The sequence below is a fragment of the Mesorhizobium sp. B2-3-6 genome (assembly GCF_006442305.1).
Taxonomy (GTDB): Bacteria; Pseudomonadota; Alphaproteobacteria; order Rhizobiales; family Rhizobiaceae; genus Mesorhizobium.
In genome coordinates, this window is sequence record NZ_VFVW01000015.1 from 21148 (window position 1) to 42832 (window position 21685).

Genomic DNA, 21685 nt, shown 5'->3' on the forward strand with positions numbered 1-21685 from the left:
ATCCGGCGCGACCGGCATCGATATCTCTCACCTCTAGTTGGGGACAATCAAAATGAAGAAGACGGCACTACTCTCATCCAAACGTTTCGCTTCGACACTTCTGGCCGCGACGGCGATGGCGCTGGTGTCTGCGCCGGCCTGGGCCGACGACAACTTCGCTAACGTCTCGCAGACGGGCAGCGGCAACACTGGCATGGTGGTCCAGGGTCCCGGCGACGAGAACGAAGTCGGCACCGCGACGGACGCGGCCAGCCAGAACGGCTCGGGTAACAACCTCGATGTCGGGCAGGCCGGCAACCGCAACCAGGTGGGTACCCGCGGCACCGGCCTCGACCAGACAGGCGACGGCAATGTGCTGGTCATCGACCAGCTTTCCGACGGCAACCGCGTCAACCAGATCAACCAGAGCAGCGCAAGCGGCTCGGGGAGGCTCAACAGCGCGACCGTCACCCAGCAGACCGCTTCGGGCGAGCCTGTGGATGGGCTCTCCACCGTCACCGGCATCGCACAGACGCATGTCTCGGGTGCTGCCAACACTGTGGCGATCACCCAGACCAGCGAAGGCGCCGGCGGCAACATCATCGGCACCGGCAACGCTGACTCCGTCAGCGGCGGAGTCACGCAGACCGGCGGCGGCAACGACGCCAACCTGAGCCAGACCGGGGCAGGCAACCGCATCGGCGCCTCGGTCCAAGACGGTCAGGGCAATGCGACGGCCATGAGCCAGGATGGCGACGGCAACGCGATCGACGGATCGCAGGTCGGCGATGGCAACACCGCGGACGCGTCGCAGGTCGGCAACTCGAACGGCACGACCGGCTTCGGCACCTTCGTCACCACCTCGTCCTCGGTGACGCAGGGCCTGATCAAGCAGGAAGGCAACGGCAACAGCCTGCTGCTCGACATTCTTGGTGACGGCAACCAGTTCGGCATCGACCAGTCCGGCTCGGGGAACGACGCGGTGGCTCGGGCGACCGGCAACGCCAACGAGTTCGCGGTGGGCCAGACGGGCGACGCGAATATCGGTCGGATCGCGATCGGAGACCGGGACGGCGCCAGCGACGAGAACCTGGTGGTCCTGAACCAGGACACCGGCTCCTCGTTCGGCAATGAAGCCGAGATCCTGGTCGACGGAAACGGCAACACGGTGTCGGTCGATCAGCTCGGCGCGACCGGCTACAATGATGCGGGCGTCGACATCCAGGGCGACGACAACGACGTGGCTGTCGACCAGAACGGCAGCAATCAGGGCGACGTGTACGTCGTAGGAAACGCCAACGACGCAACGCTGGACCAGGACGGAGCCGTCAACAGCGCGCTGCTCGAGATCATCGGGCACGACAACGAGTTCGACGGTGACCAGTCCGGCGATTACAACGAGGCGACGGCGCGGGCGACCGGCAACGCCAACGACGTCACGATGAGCCAGACAGGAGGCACCAATATCGGCCAGATCCTGATCGGCGACCGGAACGGGGGCAGCGACGACAATGTCATGGCTCTGAACCAGGACAGCGGCGCCTCGCTCGGCAATCAAGCCGAGATTCTCGTCGATGGAAACACCAACACGATTTCCGTCGACCAGCTCGGCGTGACCAGTCTCGATTACGGCAACAACGTGCTCGTCGATGTCTTCGGCGACACGAACCAGGTGACGGTCGACCAGGTCGGCAGGAACGAGGGCTTGGTGTCGGTGGTCGGAAACCTCAACACCGCATCGCTCGACCAGACCGCCGACTTCAACAACGGGCAGATCGAGATCCTCGGAGACAGCAACGAGCTGGCCGTGGTCCAGTCCGGCACGTTGAACGATGCACTGGCTCTGGCGACCGGCAATGGCAACGAAGCGCTGATCAGCCAGGTTGGCAGCTTCAACACGGCCCTCATCACCTTCCAGGGTGACACGAACGGCGCCAACGGCTTGACTGGCGTTGCGGGAGCTCTGGCCGGCAGTTCGGGCGGCCTCCTCGTGGCGGGCAGGGCTCTTCAGGACTCGTCCTCGGCCCTGACGGGGAACAGCCTGACCTATGAGGCCATCGGCAATCTGAACCAGTTCGCCTTTGCTCAGATCGGTGGCGGCAACTCCATCACCGGCCTCGTCGGCAACGCCGGCGCATCCAATGGAAACCAGGTCGCCGTGTTGCAGAACGGGTCGAACAACGTGACGTCGTTCACCCAGAACGGTGGCGGCTCGAACAGCCTCTCAGTCTCGCAGTAAGCACTATCGGCCGGGCGGGAAGCCGCCCGGCCGACGTCTTCGAGCAACATTCAACCGCGTGACAGGGGTTACACGATGACATTCAAGCTGACACTTGCGACCACCACGGCGGTCGGACTTCTCATGGGGGCGGCACTCGCAGGCGAGAACGAGGCCTATATCGACCAGATCGGCGACGGTAACTCGGCCTCCATCGTCCAGGGCCAGTCGAACGGTTCAGCCGTCGGCAACAGAGCCGGACATACGACGCAGCGAATCCGGCAGGACGGCACCGACAACGAGCTGATCATCAACCAGACGCATGACTCGAACGTGAACAGCCCGCCGCGCAACCAGATCAACCGGGCAGGAGCGCCGGGCGACCAGGCGGGTCTTGGCATCGACCAGATCGGAAACTCCAACTATCTGCGAATCGATCAGACGGGTGCCAACCAGGCCGTCTTCGAGGTGCAGCAGAATGGCGGCACGTCTGCGACGACCTCTTCCAACAACGCAACGATCACCCAGAACGGCGGCTGGTCGGCACGCGTCTCCAACTTGCGGCAGACCTTCACCGGCGGCGCCGCGGACGGTTCCAACGACGTCACCATCACCCAGACCGGCCAGTCTTCGCGCGTGGGCAACACCAGCAGCGGCCCGCGCAATGACGGCAGTGGCGCGCACCAGACCGGCTTCGGCAACCAGCTGACCGTCAACCAGACTGGCAATTCCCAGCTCGTCTACACGGCGACGCAGATCAACAGCGCCTCGAGCGGCGGCACGAACGTCGCGTCGGTGACCCAGGGCGGCGGCAATGGCAACCAGATTCGCGAGCTGAGCCAGACCAACACCGGCACCCTGGACAACACCGCGAGGCTGACCTTCTCGGGTGCCGGCAACGGGGTGACGTCCGGCGTCTTCACCGGGGTGGCGCTGGGCGTGGGGATCTCCCAGTCGCGCATTCGCCAGACCGGGGAAGGCAACGACCTGAGCTATGTCGCGACCGGCGACGGCAACCTGTTCGGCTTCGTCCAGGACGGGCTGGGTAACCGGATCGTCGGCACTGTGGACGGAAATGCCAATCAGGTCGCGGTATCGCAGGAAGGCGACGTCAACAGCGCCGAACTCGAGATCCGCGGAGACAGCAACCAGTTCGGCATTGCCCAGATTGGCGAGGCAAACGAGGCGCTGGCGTTTGCGAACGGCAACTCCAACGAACTTACACTGAGCCAGATCGGAATCGCCAATCTCGGCGAGGTCCTGATCGGATCCCGGACCGCCGGCAGCAGCGACGACAATGCGGTGGTCCTGAACCAGGACAGCCTCGCTTCGTTCGGCAATGTCGGCGAGATCGACGTCGACGGGAACGCCAACACGATTTCGCTCGACCAGCTGGGCGTGATCGGCAGCAACTACGGGACCGTCGACATTCTCGGCGACGAGAACGCCGTGGCGGTGGACCAGGACGGCAGCAATACGGGCGAGGTGTTCGTCACCGGAAACCTCAACGTCGTTTCGCTCGACCAGGAAGCCATCTCCTCCTTCGGTAATGAAGCCGGGATCCGCGTCGATGGAAACAGCAACAACCTTGTCGTCGATCAACTCGGCGCGGCCGGCTCCAACGAAGCGACAGTCGACATCCAGGGCGACCAGAACGACGTGGCGGTCGACCAGGAGGGCAGCAATACGGGCGGGATGGTCGTCACCGGAAACCTCAACGGCGCAACGCTCGCCCAGGACGGCGCCATCAACAGCGCGCTCATCGAGATCTACGGGGACGGCAACCAGTTCGACGTCGATCAGGACGGCACCTTCAACGACGCGGTGGCGCTGGCGAACGGCAATGCCAACGAGGTCACGCTGAGTCAGACAGGAGACGTGAATACCGGCTCTGTCGACATCTTCGGCGACCAGAACGATGTAGCGATCGACCAGAACGGCAGCTTCAATACGGTCAGCATGACCTTCCAGGGGGACTCGAACGGCAGTGGCAGCCTGACCGGCGCCGCGGGATTGCTGGTCAGCACGTCTGGCGGTCAACTCGTGGCGGGCAGGGCGCTTCAGGACTCGTCCTCGGCGCTGTCGGGCAACAGCCTGACCTATGACGTCGTCGGCAATCTGAACGAGTTCGCCTTCGCCCAGATCGGCGGCGGCAACACGATCGACGGGTCGGTCATGGGAACCGGCAACGAGGTCGCGATCGTCCAGGCGGGGAACAGCAACTATGCATCGTTCAGCCAGATCGGCAGCTCAAACAGCATCGGCGTCTCGCAGTAGGGTTGCCAGGCCGCCCCGCCAGCACGTCCCGTAAAAGCGCAGTGAGGCCGGGCGCAGGCGCAATAGCGATCCTGTCATGTACGTTGGGGAAAAGCGGCAGGGTGGCGGAAACGGTGCCTGGAAGTGTTTGCAAGAAACGCCGTTATGGCGGTTTTCATTCGCAAGGTGTTGGGGGAGATGAGATGATGAAGACTGCTTGTGCGGCGCTTCTGACCGCTGGCGTTGTTCTGGCTGCCGCGGGCGGTTCGGTCGCTCAGGATATGGTTTACACTCCGGTCAACCCCTCCTTCGGCGGCAGCCCGCTGAATTCGTCTCACCTGCTCGGCCTCGCCAACGCCCAGCGTACGGCCACGGCCCGTACGCCAGGCCCGGGCACGGATTCGACGGATCCGAGCGATCCGGGCTCCACCGACGCGGACCTCTTCATCCGCCAGCTCCAGAGCCGCCTGCTTTCGGGGCTCGCGAGTCAGGTTACCGAGGCGATCTTCGGTGACAATCCCCAGGACTCGGGTACGGTCCGTTTCGGTGAGACGACCGTCACCTTCGAGCGGACCGTCGATTCGATCCGGCTGATCATCACTGACCCGACCGGCGTCACCGAGATCGTGGTGCCCCTGCTGGTCGCGACAAACAACACCGTGAATTCCCTCATGCAGGGCGCTGGTGGCCTGGAGTCGGGCAACGCTCTGTCCGGCGGATTGAACACCGGCGCCCTGAGCGGCGACCTGACGTCGAGCACGTCGCTCAGCCCGGGGCTCAATTGATTTCGATGCGGGATGGATCAGTGCGAGTGCGGGCAGCGGCCTCACGGGAGGGCGACATGCCGAAAAGCCGGCGCTTTGGGACAAAGATCGCAAGGGTCGCCGTCGTAGGCGCACTCGTGTCAGTGCTTGGCGGATGCCAGGCGGTGCCGACCGAAGGCGTTCTGCAGCCTGTTTATACGCCTGTGACGAAGCAGAGCCACAGCCTGCGCACCATCCCGGCCCCCTCGAAGCGAATTACCGTCGCCGTCTACGATTTCCCCGATCTCACCGGCCAGTACAAGGAACGCGAGAACGTCCAGACCCTGTCGCGGGCTGTCACCCAGGGCGGTGCGCCCATGCTGATCAAGGCCTTGCAGGATGCTGGCGAGAAGCGCTGGTTCACCGTGCTCGACCGTGCCCGCCTTGACGACCTGCTCAAGGAACGGCAGATCGTCACCGAGATGCGGCGGCTCTACCGCAACGAGCAGCGTATCGACGCGCGGGTCCTGCCGCCGCTCGATCACGCGGGCATCATCCTCCAGGGCGGAATCACCGGTTACGACACCAACACCATGACGGGCGGCATCGGCGCGCGCTACCTGGGCATCGGCGGCGATGTGAAGTGGCAGCAGGACACTGTGACCGTCACATTGCGGGCCGTTTCGACGAACACGGGAGAGGTGCTGTCCAGCGTGGCGGTTCACAAGATGATCGCCTCCTACGCGCTGCAGGGCGGTGCATTCCGCTATGTCGCCCTGGACAAGATCCTCGAGGCTGAGGCGGGCGTCACCCAGAACGAGCCCAAGCAGATCGCCGTGCAGCAGGCCATCGAGAAGGCGGTGATGGGTATGATCATCGAGGGCGCCGAACTCGGTGTCTGGTCGTTCGAGGACCGGGATGCAGGACGCGAGCTGATAGCCGACTACCGCAACGAGAAGTATGGCACCAAGCTGACCGCGGCCGCTGAAATCGTGCCGCCGCCCAAGACACGCAACGCCGCGGACGTCGTCGAGACGACAGCCGCATGGCCGCGCGCGGCGGCTGCGCCGCGACGCACGACTCCGGCCCTGGCGGCTCCGCCGCCGGGCGCGCCCGTCCCCGTGGCTCCGCCTCCCGCAGCGCCGGACGAAACCGTCGGCTCGCTTGAGCCGGGCGTGGCCGTTCCCGAGGCTTCGCCTGCGGTCGCCGGCGCGGCGACGGCGCCAAACCCTGCCGCGACTCCGAAGGCGGCCCGGCAACGTGACTATGTGGCCTCGATAGCGCCGGTGCGTTGACGATGCTCATGGACCCTCTCAATCCGTTCTCCAACGCAAAGGGCGGCGCGGCGCTTACCCTCCTGGCGTCGGTGCACGGCGACAGCAACCAGTTCGGTGGCGTGGCGCCTCAGGCTGGTTCTGGCAGAGCGCCGTCGTGCTCCAGCAATGACCTTGTCTTCGGTCGGACCGGAGAAAGCGACGTTGCTTCAACTTTGATCGATCCCGAGGCCCGAATATTAGGCAGCACTTGCGATGATCTCCCCACATTACGAGGGGACTGTAACAATGAATCTGCATTCTGTCTTTGTTGCGGGCGTCGTCTTGGCGTCGGCGCCTGCCCAGGCCGGCAACGAACTGGTTATCCTGGCCCAGCACGGGTTGTCCAATTCGCTCATGCTCGGCGTGAGCGGCAGCCTCAATGCGGTGTCCGTTCTTCAGGCCCACCACGGTCTCGGCGCGGCGAACGTGATCGACGTCAACATCGAGAGCGATTTCAACGGCGGCCCGCTTGGCCCGTCCTTCATCGGAGCGATCCTCTCGGCTGGCCTCACGCCCGGTTCGATCACACAGAGCGGATTCGACGACCACATCATCGCCAGCGTAACCGGCAGCTACAATCTCTTCGCTTTCGCGCAGGAGGGCAGCGGCGACCGGCTTACAGCCTCGATCTCGGGCATGGCAAATCAGGCAGCCGTCACCCAATCCGGAAGAAATAACGTCGTGGGATTTTCACAGTCCGGAAACGGCAATACGGTCAGCGTCTCGCAGACATCCTGGTGACGCAACACAGGGAGCTTGTTCGCATCATGCGCAAATCTACGGCTGTTCTGGCGAGCGCTCTCGTCTTATGTTCCTCTCCGGCCTTTGCTGGCGACAATAACGTCCTGAAGATCATCCAGACCAGCCCTCCTGGCGCGCTCGAGGGAAACGTCCTGTCGTCAGACCAGTCGCGCGCCACCGGTTCGCTTGTCGCCGGCCCGACGCAGCAGATGATCGATAACGCGCTCGGCGGCACGCTTGCTGTCGGCGACCTGTACCGGATGGACCAGGCGACTGCGCCGTCCGCGCTTCAGACAGGCCAGGGCAACACCGCAACGCTGACCATCGAAGGCGATGGTGGTCAGTTGTTTCTTCTCCAGGACAATTCGGCTGGCGGGACGTTGGGCAATTCGGCTCAGTTGAGCGCATTTGGAGCCGATTCCCTTGGCGCCGTCCTGCAGCTCGGCGATGGCAACGATGCATCGCTGACCGTAGGCGGTGGCGCAACCGGTCTGATCGTGCAGAACGGCAGCGGCAATGCCAACTCACTCACCGTGGGTTCTGGTGGCAGCGGCGAGATAGTTCAGAACGGCAACGGCAACACCTTCTCCACGTCCGTGGCGGCCAACACCGCCGTGACCATCACGCAGAACGGCAACAATCTTAGCCCGGTAGGCGTGACAGGCATGCAGGTGTTCTCGACGGCGCCGGGAACAGTTTCGATCACCCAGACCGGTTTCTAGCGATGCGCGGCGCGGCTGCACTCGTCGTGGGTCTTGCCGCCGCCTGCGGTGCAGGCGGCGCGGTGGCGCAGCACGGAGGCGCCGTCGCGGTCCCCTCCATCGCCATCGTGCCCACGGGCGCCGGGGTCCAGATCACTGCATCGGCCGTCGGCCTTGGCGTTGTGGAGATCGAGGGCTCGGTTGAGATCGACCGGACGGGCGGCTCGGGCACGATGACCACGCGCCAGAACCGCACACTGAGGCTCTCCGCCGGCCAATCCCAGGACATAGCCAGGACTGCGCTGTCTCTCGCCAAGGGCGACCACATCTCCATCAGGGTTGTTCTCCGGCAGGACGGCAGGGTCGTCGGCCAGGCCGAGGTTTCGGCGGGCGAGCCCTGAGGAAGTCGCTAGCTCCCTAATTTTCGACTTTCGCGCAGCGGAGAGGGCATCATGAAGGTTGCGAGATTTTTGACCGTCGTTCTGGCCGTGGCGGGCATGTCGTTCCCGGCCACGGTGGTACGGGCGCAGTCCGTGGACCAGTTCGTTCAGGCATTCAGCGGCACCTGGCAGCTCGTTGATGCGCGCTATTCCAACCTTCCCTCAACTTGCCACATGGCGCTGGGGTCGACAGCCGATGCGAACGGCCGCTTCGCCATTAAGGGGCTGGGCTGCCGCGGCGATGCCGCTCTGGTCAGTTCCTGGGGCGTGAGCGAGGGTCAGATGGCCCTGTTCGATGCGGCCGGAGCGGTGATCGCCCGTCTTGGCGGCAACCAGCGGCGGATCAGCGGCACCAGCGTATCGGGCGCTCCGCTGATCTTCGAGAAGGTCGGTGTTGCCGGAACGGCGGCCATGCTCAAGACTGCCAAGCGGGCCGGGGGCTGCTTCTATTCGGGCTTCACCGGCAAGTGCGCGGATGCGGCACAGGCCGCGCCTCCCGCGCCGGAAGGCGCCAGCGTCCAGGTCCTGGTTAACCTGAACGTCCGCGCCGAGGCGCGCGACGACGCCGAGGTGGTCGGCGTGGTTCCGTCGCAAACCTGCGTCACGACCGAACTGTGCATGACGGCGACCGACGGCGCCTGGTGCCGCGCCAAGTTCGGGGAGAGGACCGGATGGATGCGCAAGTTGGCCTTGCGCCAGAACCGCTGGGCCATCGTCACCTTCGACAACTCTTGCCCCAAGCAGGGCGGCTAACTCTCTATGAGGTTTTTTCGGCACGCGGACGTGAACATAGTAGATGCCATTTCGGATGATTGTGTTTGGTATCTTGCGCATGTCGTCCATTCCTCGACTGTATCACAGCGTGTATGACAGTCGAGGTGGGTCAAACCCTTGGAAAATAACGCTTCAGGAAAATCAGCGGCTTAGGGGGAATGGTGCCCAGAGGCGGATTCGAACCACCGACACGCGGATTTTCAGTCCGCTGCTCTACCAACTGAGCTATCTGGGCCTGTTCCGGCTAACGAAAACTCGCGCTCCGGATTTCATGGAAGCGCCGTGGGCGTCCCTTGAAAGCGCGTGGGTTATAGCATGGGAATCCGGCCTGTCCAGCGCCCAGATGTGGATTTCCGGCAGGAAAAGGAGTGCCGCCCCATGCGCTGGTTTCCCCGCCACGCCGCCGCTATCTGGCGCCCGCCAATCCCTTGCGAAAATCCGTAGGTGTCATGCCGGCGAGCTTCCGGAACGACTTGTTGAAGGCGCTGAGCGAACCGAAGCCCGAATCCATCGCGACCCTGAGCACATTGGCATCCTGGTGCATGAGCAGCGCCTGCGCATAGCTCAGCCGCAACAGGTTGACATATTCGTTGAGTGTCATGCCGGTCGATTTCTTGAAGATGCTCATGGCGTATTTGGGATGGAGGTCGGCGGCCGCCGCTATGTTCATGCAATCGATGTCGTAGAGGAAATTCTCGGCGATGAAATCGCACATGCGCCCGACATTGCGCGACGACTGCTGGTCGAACGGACTGCCCGCTTCCTGTCCGGCCGCATTTTCCGGCACCAGCCTGTACGGCTCGAACCGCACCCGCTCGAGCCGCAGCAACAGTTCGTTGACGGCGTGCTCCGCCTTGGCCGGGTCGCCGGAGCGGGCGTAGCGGTTCCAGCGGTGGAAATTATCGTTGTCGGACTGATCGGTGGCGCTGGTCACCAGCGTGGCACCCGTCATCAGCCGGTGACGTATGTCAGCCGGCAGATGCAGCCGGAAGAAATGCACCAGCGGCAGATGCGCGCCGGCATAGATGGCATCGTCGCTCAAATCGTCCATCTGGTGCGGCAGTCCGCCCCAGAACAGACACATCTCACCGGCCGAAAGCGAGATTTCGTGGTCGTTCATGCGGTAATGCACGCTGCCGCGCACGATGAAGTTCACCTCGACCTGCGCATGCCAATGCGGCTTGAGCATCACCAGGGGAGCGGTGTGGAACATCTGCAACAGCAGCGGCATTCCTTCCACGCTGCTGGCGCCAGGCTGGTAAAACGGCCGGTCCGGCATCTTACTTTCCGCCAATTTCGTATTCCCTTTGTCGGGGACAAGCCTTCCGCGCCGCATAGTCTAGCCCGGCTCGCAGAGAGAGCAAATGAAATGGGAGGATTTCAATGCGCTTCACACTGTCCTGCGCCGCGCTCGCGCTTGCCTTGGGCTCAGCCCCGGCCTTCGCGCAATCGGGCGAAATCACCATCTGGAGCTGGAACATCGCCGCCTCGTCGCTGAAGGCGACGATTGCCGGGTTCAACAAGCTGCATCCTGACATCAAGGTCACCGTCCAGGATCTCGGCAACCAGCCGACCTATGACAAATCGATCGCCGGATGCGCCGCCGGTGGCGTCGGCCTGCCTGATGTCGTCACTATCGAGAACGGCGAGGCCGAGAATTACTGGAGCCAATTTCCCGATTGCTTTGTCGACCTGCACACGCTGGGCTACAGCGCCGAGGACCAGGCGAAATTCCCCGATTTCAAGCGCACCGAGCTCGAGGTCGGCGACAAGGCCTATGCGATGCCGTGGGATTCCGGCCCGGTCGCCGCCTTCTACCGCCGCGACTTCTACGAAAAGGCCGGCGTCGATCCGGCGTCGATCAAGACCTGGGACGATTTCATTGCCGCCGGCAAGAAGATCCAGGCCGCCAATCCCGGCGTCACCATGACCAACGCCGACTTCAACGGCGACACCGAATTCTTCCGCATGATCTCCAATGAACAGGGCTGCGGCTATTTCTCCGAGGATGGCCAGTCGATCACGGTGAACCAGCCGAAATGCATCGATACGCTGGCCAAGATCAAGGAGATGAAGGACGCCGGCGTCATCTCGTCGGCCGACTGGGGCACAAAGATCACCAACAACACCGCCGGCACCGTCGCCACCCAGGTCTATGGCGGTTGGTATGAAGGCACCATCCGCACCGAATCGGCCGGCGAAAACGGCAAATGGGGCGTCTACCTGATGCCGAGCCTTACCGCCGACGGGCCACGCGCCGCCAATCTCGGCGGGTCGTCGCTGGCCATCACTTCGGGGTCGAAGAACAAGGAAGCGGCTTACGAGTACCTGAAATACACGCTCGAAACCAATGAGGGCCAGATCACCATGCTGAAGGAGTTCGGCCTCGTTCCCTCGCTGGTGTCGGCGCTGAACGACCCCTACGTCTCTGAAGGCCTGCCCTATTGGGGCGGCCAGGCGGTGTGGAAGGACATCCTCGCCACTCTGCCCAAGATCGTCCCCAGCCGCGGCACGCAGTTCCAGAGCGATGCCGAAATCATCATGCGCGCGGTGCAGACCAAATATCTCGCCGGCGGCTATCCCGATGCCAAGGCGGCACTCGACGATGCCGCCGGCCAGATCGCGGCGGCGACCGGACTGCCGGTCAAGTCATAACCTCCCAGACGGGGTCCGGGCAGGCATGCGCCGCCCGGACCCGACCGCGGCCCGCGGGGCTTCCTCGCGGGACGTGTGAAATGTCGCATGTCCCGACCAACCGGTTGCCGCTGCGCGCGGGACCACAGCTTGAAACGCCGACGAGAGAAGGAGGAGCACGATGCGCAACCGCAACGCCACGGCCTATCGTTTCCTCGCGCCCTATTTGCTGATCTTCTCCGTCTTCTGGGTATGGCCGATCATCTCTTCGTTCCTGATCTCGTTCCAGGCGACGCGCACCGTGCCCTGGCGCTTTGCGCCCGGCTTCAACTGGGGCCGGCTGATCGGCGATCCGGCCTTCTTCAATGCCTTGAAGAACACGCTGCTCATCCTCGTCATCCAGGTGCCGGTGATGATCGCGCTGGCGATGGTGATGGCCGTGCTTTTGAATTCGCCGCTCCTGAAGGCGAGAGGACTTTACCGCTTCGCCTTCTTCGCTCCCGTGGTGGTCGGCGAGGTCGCCTATTCCGCGGTGTTCCGGCTGATGTTCAACCTCGATTTCGGCATCATCAACAAGCTCCTGAACAGCGTTGGGCTGCCCAAGATCGACTGGTTCTCCAATGTCACGCCGGCCATGGCGCTGATCATGATCGCGGTCACCTGGCGCTGGGCCGGCTACAACGCCATCATCCTTCTGGCCGGCATGCAGTCCATCCCCGAGGACGTCTACGAGGCGGCGACGCTCGACCGGGTCAGCAAGCTCAAGCAGTTCTTCTTCATCACCTTGCCGCTGTTGAAGCCGGTCATCGTGTTCTGCACCGTGCTGTCGATCATCGGCACCATGCAGCTGTTCACCGAGCCGTTCCTGATCACCGAACGCGGCGGACCGGGCGGCGGCACCGAGACGCTCGGCCTGCTGCTCTATCGCCAGGGCTTCCGGTCGCTCAATTTCGGCTACGCCTCGGCCGTCGCCTACACCATGGCGGGGCTGGCGATCGCCATCACGCTGGTCCAACTGTGGCTGACGAGGGAACCGAAATGAGCTCGCTCGCCTCGGCCAGGCTGAAGCGCAGCCTCTTGCTGCATCTTTTCCTCACGCCACTGGCGCTGATCTGGCTGTTTCCTCTATGGATGATGGTCGTGTTCTCGACCATGCCGGACAACGGCATCTTCAGCCCCGGCATCGAGTTGCTGCCGCACGGCAATTTCGTGGACAATTTCAACAACCTGCAGCGCGACACCGACTTTGTCGGCGCGATTTTCATCTCCGTCTCGGTGGCGGTCACCTACACTTTTCTGTCGGTGCTGCTGACGTCGATGGCCGGCTGGGCGCTGGCGCGTTACCGGTTCGTCGGCAAGGGCTTGGTCGTCGCCATCATCCTGGGCACCATCACGCTTCCCTATGCGGTGGTGCTGATCCCGCAATTCATCATGGTTGCCCGCGACTTCAAGCTCGCCAACACCTGGGTGGCTCTGATCGTGCCGCCGCTGTTCAATTCGCTTGGCGTGCTGTTCATGCGGCAGAGCTTCTCGATGATGCCGGACGATCTGTTCGACGCCGCGCGGGTCGAAGGTGTGAAGGAATGGCGCATCTTTCTCTTCGTCGCGCTGCCTTTGGCGCGGCCGATGCTGGCGGCGCTCGCCATCATCCTCTTCCTCGCCTCCTGGAACAATTATCTCTGGCCGCTTTTGATCAACAGCCAGCCGGGTTCGATGACGGCGCCAGTGGCGCTCGGCACGCTGATCGGCCTCACCAAGGTGTCATGGGGCGGCATCATGGCGGGTGCGGTGATGCTGACGGTGCCGATGCTGATCGTGTTCGTGCTGCTGCAACGCCATTTCATTGCCGGCATCGCCGCCGGCGCGGTCAAGTAAGGGTAGGCATGGCAACCGTCACGCTCACGAATGTCGTCAAGCGCTTCGGCGTTTTCGAGGTCGTCCATGGCGCCAACATCGACATCAGGGATGGCGAGTTCGTCGTGTTCGTCGGCCCGTCTGGCTGCGGCAAGTCCACGCTGCTCAGGATGATCGCCGGGCTGGAGGATATCAGCGATGGCGAGATCGCCATCGGCGGCAAGGTGGTGAACGACGTCGAGCCGGCCGACCGCGGCATCGCCATGGTCTTCCAGTCCTACGCGCTCTATCCGCATATGAGCGTCGAACAGAACCTTTCCTTCGGCCTGCGTATGACCGGCAATCCGAAGGCCGACACCGACCGCAGGGTGAAACGGGCGGCCGAGATCCTGCGCATCAGCGAATTGATGGAGCGCCGTCCGAAGAAACTCTCCGGCGGCCAGCGCCAGCGCGTTGCCATCGGCCGCGCCATCGTGCGCGAGCCGCAGGTGTTCCTGTTCGACGAGCCGCTGTCCAACCTCGACGCCGAACTGCGCGTCCAGACGCGGGTCGAGATCTCGCGCCTGCACAAGGAGCTCGGCACCACCATGATCTATGTCACGCACGACCAGACCGAGGCGATGACGCTCGCCGACCGGATCGTCGTGCTGCGCGGCGGCCATGTCGAGCAGATCGGCCGCCCGCTCGATCTTTATGACAATCCCGACAATCAGTTCGTGGCCGGTTTCGTCGGCTCGCCGAAGATGAATTTCATCAAGGGCCGCGTCGTCGGCTGCGATGCGCGCGGGGTCGTGGTGGAACTCGCTGGCCAGGAGAAGACCCGCATCACGCAGCCGTTGAAGGGCGCCGCGTCCGCAATCGGCAGCAAGGTCATCGTTGGCGTGCGACCCGAACATTTTGGCAGCGCCGGAGAAGGCGACGCCGATCTTGCCGTCACCATCGATGTGGTCGAGCACCTGGGCGGTACGAGCTTTCTCTACGCCAGAACGGCCAATGGCGAGGACGTGGTGATCCAGCGCGACGCGGCCAAGGTCCCCGAGACATCAGAGATCATCGTATCCATCCGCAAATCCTACCTGTTCGACGAAAAAGGGCTGCGGCTGCGCTGACCGGCTGCCCTTTCCCATCCCGCAAGGAGAATGACAATGACTGCAACCACGCCCATCCGCTGGGGCATTCTCGGCCCGGGCAGCATCGCCAAGGCCTTCGCCGGCGGCGTCGCCGGCTCCCGCAACGGAAAGCTGGTCGCCATCGGTGCGCGCGATCCGGGCAAGCCGAGTTTGGCGCAGAGCTTTCCCGGCGCGCGCATTCTCGAGGGCTACGAAGCGTTGCTCACTGACGCGGAAATCGACGCAATCTACATTTCGGTCCCGCACCCGGGCCACGCGCAATGGGCGATCCGGGCGGCGGACGCGGGAAAGCATGTGCTGTGCGAAAAGCCGCTGGCGCTGACCGCCTTCGAGGCCGACGCCATGATGCATGCGGCGCGCAAGGCCGGCACCTTTCTCGGCGAGGCCTTCATGTACCGGCTGCACCCGCAGACGCTGAAGCTGGTGGAACTGATCAAATCCGGCGTCATCGGCGAGATCAGGATGATCAAGTCGAGCTTCGGTTTTGCCATGCCTGATTTCATGCCGCAGCACCGGCTTTATGCCAACGACCTCGCCGGCGGTGGCATCCTGGACGTCGGCGGCTATCCCGTCTCGATGGCGCGGCTGATTGCCGGCGCCGCGGCCGGCAAGCCGTTCCTCGAGCCGGACAAGGTGACCGGCGTTGCCCATCTTGGCCAGTCCGGCGTCGACGAATGGGCCTCCGCGCTGCTGCATTTCCCGGGCGGCATCGTCGCCGAGGTCTCCTGCAGCATCTCCCTCAACCAGGACAATGTGCTCAGGATTTTCGGTACCAGGGGCCGCATCGAAGTGCCGGATTTCTGGTTCGCCGGCGGCGACCGCGATGTCGGCCTCGGCCGGATCAATGTGATCGGCGCGGACGGCGTGCGCGAAACCATCAGCGTGAACGAAAAGCGTCACGTCTATTCCTTCGAAGTCGACGCCGCCGGGGACGCCATCCTTGCCGGCCGGCAGGAGTTCGCCTGGCCGGGCATGGCCTGGGCCGACAGCCTCGGCACCTTGCGCGTGCTCGACAGATGGCGCGCGGCTGTGGGGTTGGAGTACGAGATCGAAAAGGCCTCACGGCGCACCAACACAATCGCCGGCCGGCCCTTGCGATCCGGCGGCACGGCGATCGCCAAACGCGCCATTCCGGGTCTGTCGAAGCCGGCCTCGATCGTGGCGCTCGGTTTCGAGGATTTCCGCACCTTCTCCTCGGGTTCGATCCTGCTCGATGCCTTCTTCGAGGCAGGCGGCAATCTGTTCGACACCGGCTATGTCTATGGCGGCGGCTACACCGAGACGCTGCTTGGGCTATGGCTGAAGAACCGTGGCCTGCGTGAGCAATCGGTGGTCATCGCCAAGGGTGCGCATTCCCCGCTCTGCTATCCCGACGTGATCGGCAAGCAGCTCGACCAGTCGCTCGACCGTCTGCAGACCGACCATGTCGATATCTATTTCATGCATCGCGACAATCCGGACGTGCCCGTCGGAGAATTCGTCGATGCGATGGACCGCGAGGTCAAGGCAGGCCGCATCCGTGGCCCGTTCGGCGGCTCGAACTGGACGATGCAGCGCATGGACGAGGCGATCGCCTATGCCGAGCGCACCGGCAAGCAAAAGCCCGGCGCGCTCTCCAACAACTTCTCGCTGGCTGAAATGCTGGAGCCGATCTGGGCCGGTTGCGTGACCTCCTCCACCGATGACTGGAAGGCCTGGCTGACCGCCCGGCAGATGCCGAATTTCGCCTGGTCGAGCCAAGGGCGCGGCTTCTTCACCGAACGCGCCGGGCGCGACCGGCGCGACAATGAAGAACTGGTGCGGGTCTGGTACTCGGAGCGCAATTTCGGCCGCCGCGACCGGGCGATCGAATTTGCCGCGCGGCTGGGCAAGAGCCCGATCCATATTGCGCTCGCCTATGTGCTCAACCAGCCTTTCCCATCGGTGCCGTTGATCGGCCCGCGCACGCTGGGCGAACTGGACGACAGCTTGCGCGCCCTGGACATCGCGCTTTCACCTGCCGATCTCCAATGGCTGGACGGCGGCAGCCGGCAAGCGGCGTAGTGCATGTCGTCCAAGGCTGCGCTGGACGGCGACGGGGTCAGGTCTCGTCGTCGGACACCCTGATGTCGCGCCTGGCCGGAACCCTCATGCTGGCATACATGCCGGTGGTGCGGAACTGGCCCGGGCTAATGCCGTAACAGCGGCGGAAGACCTTCGAGAAATAGTTCGCGTCCTCGAAGCCGCACAGGATGGCGACTTCCTTCACCGGCAGGAAATCAGCCTTGGTCAAAAGCTTGGCGGCACGTTGCAGCCGCTGCTGCAGTACGAACTCCGCGGGCGGGATGCCTTCGCTCTCGGCGAAGCAGCGCGAGAAGTGCGCCCGGCTGAGGCCGCTGATCTGGACGAGGTCCGCTACCGGCAGCGGCCTGTCGAGATTGGCGTTGATGTGGTCGATGACCGGCTGCATGGCGCTCTGCTTCTCCGCAAAGGCGTGCGAGCCGAAGACATCGTCGTAGAGCGCCATCGCCGCCTCATAGGCGATCGCTGAAGCCGCCCCCGGCGCAGCGGCCCCGTTGATGAGACGCAGGCTGCAATCGGCGAGATGATCGATCGTCTCCGGCTGCAGCCGGAACACCGGACCCGAGACGTCGAGGATGGATTTGTGGATGCGCAGCGCCTCCTCGCCATTCATCGAGATCCAGAAATATTCCCAGCGCTCGTCCTTGGCCAGCCAGTAGCGGTGGTTGTGCGGCACCAGCACCAGCAGCGTGTCGTTCTGCTGCAGGCGATAGTCGCGGTTCTCATAGCGAAGCCGGCCGCTTCCGTTGATCGTGTGCTGGAGCACGGTGAATGGCGTCTGGCCGCGCTTGCGCCCGTCCCAATCATAGATTTCGCCTTCGCGCACTTCGTAGCCGGTGCTCGTCGGCATGGCATGCAGGCGCTGGCGACCGCGCGGCAGCGAGATCGTACGCATCGACTGTCCGTTGGCGATCAGATCCCGCAGCACAAAATTACCCTTGAAAGCATAATCCTTCTCTGGCCGTGCTCGCGAATAAGCGCATAATCCATCCTCGAAGAACGTGAAGAACCCGCAGTCGAGGAGCGGGCGGGAGGAAAAAAGCCGGAATTCGGCTCGATTGGCACGCGCACCTTGGCGTGTGGCCATATCCTCCCTTGTTGCTCCTTGCCTAGCATTCGATCGGATCGAGGTGAAGGTGATGAGTTTCAAAATCGCTATTATCGGCGCCGGCAGCGTCGGCTTCACCAAAAAACTGTTCACCGACATATTGTGCGTACCGGAGTTCAAGGGCATCGAATTCGCGCTGACCGATGTCAGCGAGCACAATCTCCAGATGATCAAGGCGATCCTCGACCGGATCGTCGAAGCCAACAAATTGCCGACCAAAGTGACGGCGACGACAGATCGCCGCAAGGCGCTCGAGGGCGCACGTTATGTCATCAGCTGTGTGCGGGTCGGTGGGCTCGAAGCCTATGCCGACGACATCAGAATCCCCCTGAAATACGGCATCGATCAATGCGTCGGCGACACGATCTGCGCCGGCGGCATCCTCTATGGCCAGCGCAACATCCCGGTGATCCTCGATTTCTGCAAAGATATACGCGATGTCGCCGAAACCGATGCGAAATTCCTCAACTATGCCAACCCGATGGCGATGAACACCTGGGCGGCGATCGAGTACGGCAAGGTCGACACGGTCGGGCTGTGCCACGGCGTCCAGCACGGCGCCGAGCAGATCGCCGAGGTGCTGGGCGCGAAGTCGCCTCGGGAGCTCGACTATGTCTGTTCCGGCATAAACCACCAGACCTGGTTCATCGAGTTGCGCCTGAACGGTCGAGAAATCGGCAAAGACGAGCTGGTCGCCGCCTTCGAGGCGCATCCGGTCTATTCCAGGCAGGAGAAACTGCGCATAGACGTGTTGAAGCGCTTCGGCGTTTATTCGACCGAAAGCAACGGCCACTTGTCCGAGTATCTTCCCTGGTACCGCAAGCGTCCGGACGAGATCACCCGCTGGATCGACATGTCCGACTGGATCCATGGCGAGACGGGCGGCTATCTCCGTTATTCCACCGAGACCCGCAACTGGTTCGAGACGGAATATCCGCAATTCCTCGAAGCGGCGTCGAAGCCGATCGATCCGTCAAAACGCTCCAACGAGCATGCCAGCCACATCTTGGAGGCGCTGGAGACCAACCGTGTCTATCGCGGCCACTTCAACGTCAAGAATGACGGTGTCATCACCAATTTGCCGCAGGACGCCATCGTCGAATCGCCCGGCTTCGTCGACCGCTTCGGCATCAACATGGCGGCCGGCATCACCTTGCCGGAAGCATGTGCCGCGACCTGCATATCCTCGATCAATGTCCAGCGCATGTCGGTGCATGCCGCCATATCCGGCGACATCGACCTGCTCAAGCTTGCCGTGCTGCATGACCCGCTGGTTGGCGCGGTGTCGACACCGGAAGAGGTCTGGCAGATGGTCGACGAAATGGTCGTCGCTGAAGCCGCCTGGCTGCCGCAATATGCGCATGCGGTTCCGGCGGCAAAAGAGCGGCTGTCCAAATCCAGCGTCAAGACCCGCGAGTGGGCGGGTGCCGCGCGGCGCAGCGTCCGCTCGATCGAGGAGTTGCGCGCCGAGAAGGCCGCGCTGAAGCAGGCTGGCTGAAAACCGGGTGCGACGGCGGATCCACGGGAGGTAGGTCCACCGCAGTCAGCCGTCCAGGCACAAGACGAGCAGCAGCAAAACAAAACGTCTGAACACGAGGGAGGAGACAATGAGGAACATACGCAGCATTGGCATGGCCGCGGGACTGGCGCTGAGCGTCTCCGTCCCGGCGCTCAACGCTTTCGCCTCCGAGCCGACGGTCCCGCCGGTACCGGCGGCGTTTCCGGCCGAAGGCAAGATCGCCTATGTGCCGCGCGACTCCATCCTGGAGTTCAAGGCGCTGCCCGACTATCACGAGCCGGACTGGGTGACCGAGAAATACGTCAAGGCCGGCAAGCTGCCACCGGTCAAGGATCGGCTGCCGAAGGAGCCCTTGGTTTTCAAGACGGGCAACATGCCTGATGGCATCGGCGTCTACGGCGATACGATGCGCCACGTTATCGGCGGGCGGCCGGAAGGCTGGAACTACGGCGCCGGTCAGACGCAGGGATGGGGCGGCATCGATATCGGCCTGTCCGAATGCCTGACGCGCACCGCGCCGCTGTTCCAGGTCGAGGCCAAGGACACCGAACCGCTGCCCAACCTCGCCAAAAGCTGGGATTGGTCGACGGATGGCCACAAGCTCACCATGCATCTCGTCGAAGGCGCTAAATGGTCCGACGGCGCGCCCTTCAATGCCGACGACGTCATGTTCTACTGGGACGACGAGGTCGTCGACCCGAACGTCTCACCGCTCAATGGCGCCACCCAGGAAACGTTCGGCGTCGGCACGACGCTGAAGAAGATCGACGACTACACCGTCGAGTGGACCTTCAAAGAGGCCTTCCCGAAACAGTATCTCTACGCGATGGCCTACGGCACTTTCTGTCCTGGCCCCGCGCACATATTGAAGCCGCAGCATCCGAAATATTCGAAGAACACCTACGACCAGTTCAAGAACGCCTTCCCGCCGGAATATATGAACATGCCGGTCATGGGCGCCTGGGTGCCGGTTGAATACCGGCCAGACGACATCATCGTCATGCGCCGCAATCCCTATTATTGGAAGGTCGATGAGAAGGGCAATCAGCTGCCCTACCTCAACGAATTACATTACAAGCTGTCCACCTGGGCCGACCGCGATGTCCAGGCGGTGGCCGGCTCGGGCGATTTCTCCAATCTGGAGCAGCCGGAGAACTTCGTCGCCTCGCTGAAGCGGGCCGCGGAGGCGAATGCGCCTGCACGCCTGGCGTTCGGCCCACGGCTGATCGGCTACAATCTGCGCCTCAATTTTTCCGCTAATGGCTGGGGCAACCCGGACGAGCGCGGTCAGGCGATTCGCGAGCTGAACCGCAATGAGGATTTCCGCAAGGCGGTTACCATGGCGCTCGACCGCAAGGCGCTGGGCAACTCCCTGGTCAAGGGGCCGTTCACCGCCATCTACCCCGGCGGCTTGTCCTCCGGCACCAGCTTCTATGACCGCAAGTCGACGGTCTACTATCCCTTCGATCTCGAGGGCGCCAAGGCCGAACTCGCCAAGGCCGGACTCAAGGATACCGATGGCGACGGTTTCGTGAACTTCCCGGCCGGCACGGCCGGCGGCAAGAATGTCGAGATCGTCATGCTGGTCAACAATGACTACGGCACCGACAAGAGCCTCGCCGAAGGCGTTGTCGCCCAGATGGAGAAGCTCGGGCTGCGGATCGTGCTCAACGGTCTCAACGGCACGCAGCGCGATGCCTCGCAATATTCCGGGCGCTTCGACTGGCTGATCCGGCGCAACGACCAGGAGTTGACCTCCGTCGTGCAGAACACCGTGCAGCTCGCTCCCGTCGGCCCCAAGACCAGCTGGGATCACCGCGCACCTGAAAGCGGCGAGGTCGACCTGATGCCTTTCGAGAAGGACCTCGTCGACATCGTCAACAAATTTGTCACGTCTGAGGACAATGACCAGCGCGCCGCCCTGATGAGAGACTTCCAGAAGATTTCGACGGAGCACGTCTACAATGTCGGCCTGACGGAATATCCCGGTGCGCTGATCGTCAATAAGCGCTTCTCCAACGTTCCAAAGGGCACGCCGATCTACATGTTCAACTGGGCAGAGGATTCGATCATTCGAGAACGGGTCTTCGTGGCGGCCGACAAGCAGGCGAAATACGAATTGTTCCCGGAAGAGCTGCCGGGCAAGCCTGGAGACAAGGGCCCGATGTAAGTTTACCTCCCCTGACTGAGACCTCCGGCCGCGCCGCTGGC

General features: G+C 63.2%; 17 protein-coding genes and 1 tRNA gene. 15 read left to right on the top strand and 3 right to left on the bottom strand.

The window, feature by feature from the left end; genetic code table 11:
- The first annotated feature begins 52 nt into the window (after positions 1-52).
- The 8 genes from FJ953_RS29220 (at position 53) to FJ953_RS29255 (ending at position 9147) form a co-directional block, all read left to right on the top strand.
- Entirely contained in the window at positions 53-2218 is a 2166-nt protein-coding gene (locus FJ953_RS29220) for a hypothetical protein (protein WP_140625604.1), read from the top strand.
- Positions 2219-2293: 75 nt separating this feature from the next.
- The gene (locus tag FJ953_RS29225) at positions 2294-4474 is read left to right on the top strand and encodes a hypothetical protein (protein ID WP_140625605.1); all 2181 of its coding nucleotides are present in this window, start codon (positions 2294-2296) and stop codon (positions 4472-4474) included.
- 182 nt (positions 4475-4656) lie between these two features.
- Positions 4657-5238: a curli assembly protein CsgF gene (locus tag FJ953_RS29230; protein WP_210239494.1), complete on the top strand. Its 582-nt coding sequence runs from the start codon at positions 4657-4659 to the stop codon at positions 5236-5238.
- 56 nt (positions 5239-5294) lie between these two features.
- Positions 5295-6491 carry a CsgG/HfaB family protein gene (locus tag FJ953_RS29235; RefSeq protein WP_181165454.1) on the top strand — a complete coding sequence of 399 codons (1197 nt, stop codon included), beginning with the start codon at positions 5295-5297 and terminating at the stop codon, positions 6489-6491.
- A 267-nt stretch (positions 6492-6758) separates the two neighbouring features.
- Positions 6759-7253, top strand: coding sequence for a hypothetical protein (locus tag FJ953_RS29240; RefSeq protein WP_181165453.1), 495 nt, complete (start codon positions 6759-6761; stop codon positions 7251-7253).
- 26 nt (positions 7254-7279) lie between these two features.
- Positions 7280-7975: a hypothetical protein gene (locus FJ953_RS29245; protein WP_140525781.1), complete on the top strand. Its 696-nt coding sequence runs from the start codon at positions 7280-7282 to the stop codon at positions 7973-7975.
- Positions 7976-7977: 2 nt separating this feature from the next.
- Complete coding sequence (gene csgH, locus FJ953_RS29250; protein ID WP_140501008.1) at positions 7978-8355, top strand: curli-like amyloid fiber formation chaperone CsgH; 378 nt, start codon at positions 7978-7980, stop codon at positions 8353-8355.
- 51 nt (positions 8356-8406) lie between these two features.
- Positions 8407-9147: an AprI/Inh family metalloprotease inhibitor gene (locus FJ953_RS29255; RefSeq protein ID WP_140525780.1), complete on the top strand. Its 741-nt coding sequence runs from the start codon at positions 8407-8409 to the stop codon at positions 9145-9147.
- 180 nt (positions 9148-9327) lie between these two features.
- On the opposite strand, the gene FJ953_RS29260 is transcribed toward FJ953_RS29255, so the two are convergent.
- Together FJ953_RS29260 and FJ953_RS29265 are read right to left on the bottom strand one after the other, a co-directional pair.
- Positions 9328-9403 (bottom strand) — tRNA-Phe (locus tag FJ953_RS29260).
- Positions 9404-9574: 171 nt separating this feature from the next.
- Positions 9575-10447: a helix-turn-helix domain-containing protein gene (locus FJ953_RS29265; protein ID WP_140525550.1), complete on the bottom strand. Its 873-nt coding sequence runs from the start codon at positions 10445-10447 to the stop codon at positions 9575-9577.
- A 104-nt stretch (positions 10448-10551) separates the two neighbouring features.
- Between FJ953_RS29265 and FJ953_RS29270 the strand changes: the two genes are divergently transcribed.
- The 5 genes from FJ953_RS29270 (at position 10552) to FJ953_RS29290 (ending at position 16829) form a co-directional block, all read left to right on the top strand.
- On the top strand, positions 10552-11823 hold the full coding sequence (locus FJ953_RS29270; RefSeq protein WP_140625606.1) for an extracellular solute-binding protein: 1272 nt from the start codon (positions 10552-10554) through the stop codon (positions 11821-11823).
- A gap of 160 nt (positions 11824-11983) precedes the next feature.
- Entirely contained in the window at positions 11984-12844 is an 861-nt protein-coding gene (locus tag FJ953_RS29275; protein WP_140501017.1) for a sugar ABC transporter permease, read from the top strand.
- A complete protein-coding gene (locus FJ953_RS29280; RefSeq protein ID WP_140625607.1) occupies positions 12841-13677 on the top strand; it encodes a carbohydrate ABC transporter permease in 837 nt (278 codons plus the stop codon). The genes FJ953_RS29275 and FJ953_RS29280 overlap by 4 nt, the downstream gene beginning before the upstream one ends.
- Before the next feature lie 8 nt (positions 13678-13685).
- On the top strand, positions 13686-14765 hold the full coding sequence (gene ugpC, locus FJ953_RS29285; protein WP_140625608.1) for a sn-glycerol-3-phosphate ABC transporter ATP-binding protein UgpC: 1080 nt from the start codon (positions 13686-13688) through the stop codon (positions 14763-14765).
- A 36-nt stretch (positions 14766-14801) separates the two neighbouring features.
- Positions 14802-16829, top strand: coding sequence for an aldo/keto reductase (locus tag FJ953_RS29290; protein ID WP_140625609.1), 2028 nt, complete (start codon positions 14802-14804; stop codon positions 16827-16829).
- A gap of 37 nt (positions 16830-16866) precedes the next feature.
- On the opposite strand, the gene FJ953_RS29295 is transcribed toward FJ953_RS29290, so the two are convergent.
- A complete protein-coding gene (locus tag FJ953_RS29295) occupies positions 16867-17775 on the bottom strand; it encodes an AraC family transcriptional regulator (RefSeq protein WP_181167335.1) in 909 nt (302 codons plus the stop codon).
- A 211-nt stretch (positions 17776-17986) separates the two neighbouring features.
- On the opposite strand from FJ953_RS29295, the gene FJ953_RS29300 reads away from it, so the two are divergent.
- Together FJ953_RS29300 and FJ953_RS29305 are read left to right on the top strand one after the other, a co-directional pair.
- A complete protein-coding gene (locus FJ953_RS29300) occupies positions 17987-19453 on the top strand; it encodes an alpha-glucosidase/alpha-galactosidase (protein WP_140625610.1) in 1467 nt (488 codons plus the stop codon).
- A gap of 109 nt (positions 19454-19562) precedes the next feature.
- Positions 19563-21644 (top strand): ABC transporter substrate-binding protein, encoded by a 2082-nt coding sequence (locus FJ953_RS29305; protein WP_140625611.1) that lies wholly within the window; start codon positions 19563-19565, stop codon positions 21642-21644.
- Positions 21645-21685: the final 41 nt, after the last annotated feature.

What these genes read in the sequence shown, in the direction of transcription:
- FJ953_RS29220 (WP_140625604.1), top strand. Translation starts at nt 53, where the DNA reads ATGAAGAAGACGGCACTACTCTCATCCAAACGTTTCGCTTCGACACTT.
- FJ953_RS29225 (WP_140625605.1), top strand. Translation starts at nt 2,294, where the DNA reads ATGACATTCAAGCTGACACTTGCGACCACCACGGCGGTCGGACTTCTC.
- FJ953_RS29230 (WP_210239494.1), top strand. Translation starts at nt 4,657, where the DNA reads ATGATGAAGACTGCTTGTGCGGCGCTTCTGACCGCTGGCGTTGTTCTG.
- FJ953_RS29235 (WP_181165454.1), top strand. Translation starts at nt 5,295, where the DNA reads ATGCCGAAAAGCCGGCGCTTTGGGACAAAGATCGCAAGGGTCGCCGTC.
- FJ953_RS29240 (WP_181165453.1), top strand. Translation starts at nt 6,759, where the DNA reads ATGAATCTGCATTCTGTCTTTGTTGCGGGCGTCGTCTTGGCGTCGGCG.
- FJ953_RS29245 (WP_140525781.1), top strand. Translation starts at nt 7,280, where the DNA reads ATGCGCAAATCTACGGCTGTTCTGGCGAGCGCTCTCGTCTTATGTTCC.
- csgH (WP_140501008.1), top strand. Translation starts at nt 7,978, where the DNA reads ATGCGCGGCGCGGCTGCACTCGTCGTGGGTCTTGCCGCCGCCTGCGGT.
- FJ953_RS29255 (WP_140525780.1), top strand. Translation starts at nt 8,407, where the DNA reads ATGAAGGTTGCGAGATTTTTGACCGTCGTTCTGGCCGTGGCGGGCATG.
- FJ953_RS29265 (WP_140525550.1), bottom strand. Translation starts at nt 10,447, where the DNA reads ATGCCGGACCGGCCGTTTTACCAGCCTGGCGCCAGCAGCGTGGAAGGA.
- FJ953_RS29270 (WP_140625606.1), top strand. Translation starts at nt 10,552, where the DNA reads ATGCGCTTCACACTGTCCTGCGCCGCGCTCGCGCTTGCCTTGGGCTCA.
- FJ953_RS29275 (WP_140501017.1), top strand. Translation starts at nt 11,984, where the DNA reads ATGCGCAACCGCAACGCCACGGCCTATCGTTTCCTCGCGCCCTATTTG.
- FJ953_RS29280 (WP_140625607.1), top strand. Translation starts at nt 12,841, where the DNA reads ATGAGCTCGCTCGCCTCGGCCAGGCTGAAGCGCAGCCTCTTGCTGCAT.
- ugpC (WP_140625608.1), top strand. Translation starts at nt 13,686, where the DNA reads ATGGCAACCGTCACGCTCACGAATGTCGTCAAGCGCTTCGGCGTTTTC.
- FJ953_RS29290 (WP_140625609.1), top strand. Translation starts at nt 14,802, where the DNA reads ATGACTGCAACCACGCCCATCCGCTGGGGCATTCTCGGCCCGGGCAGC.
- FJ953_RS29300 (WP_140625610.1), top strand. Translation starts at nt 17,987, where the DNA reads ATGAGTTTCAAAATCGCTATTATCGGCGCCGGCAGCGTCGGCTTCACC.
- FJ953_RS29305 (WP_140625611.1), top strand. Translation starts at nt 19,563, where the DNA reads ATGAGGAACATACGCAGCATTGGCATGGCCGCGGGACTGGCGCTGAGC.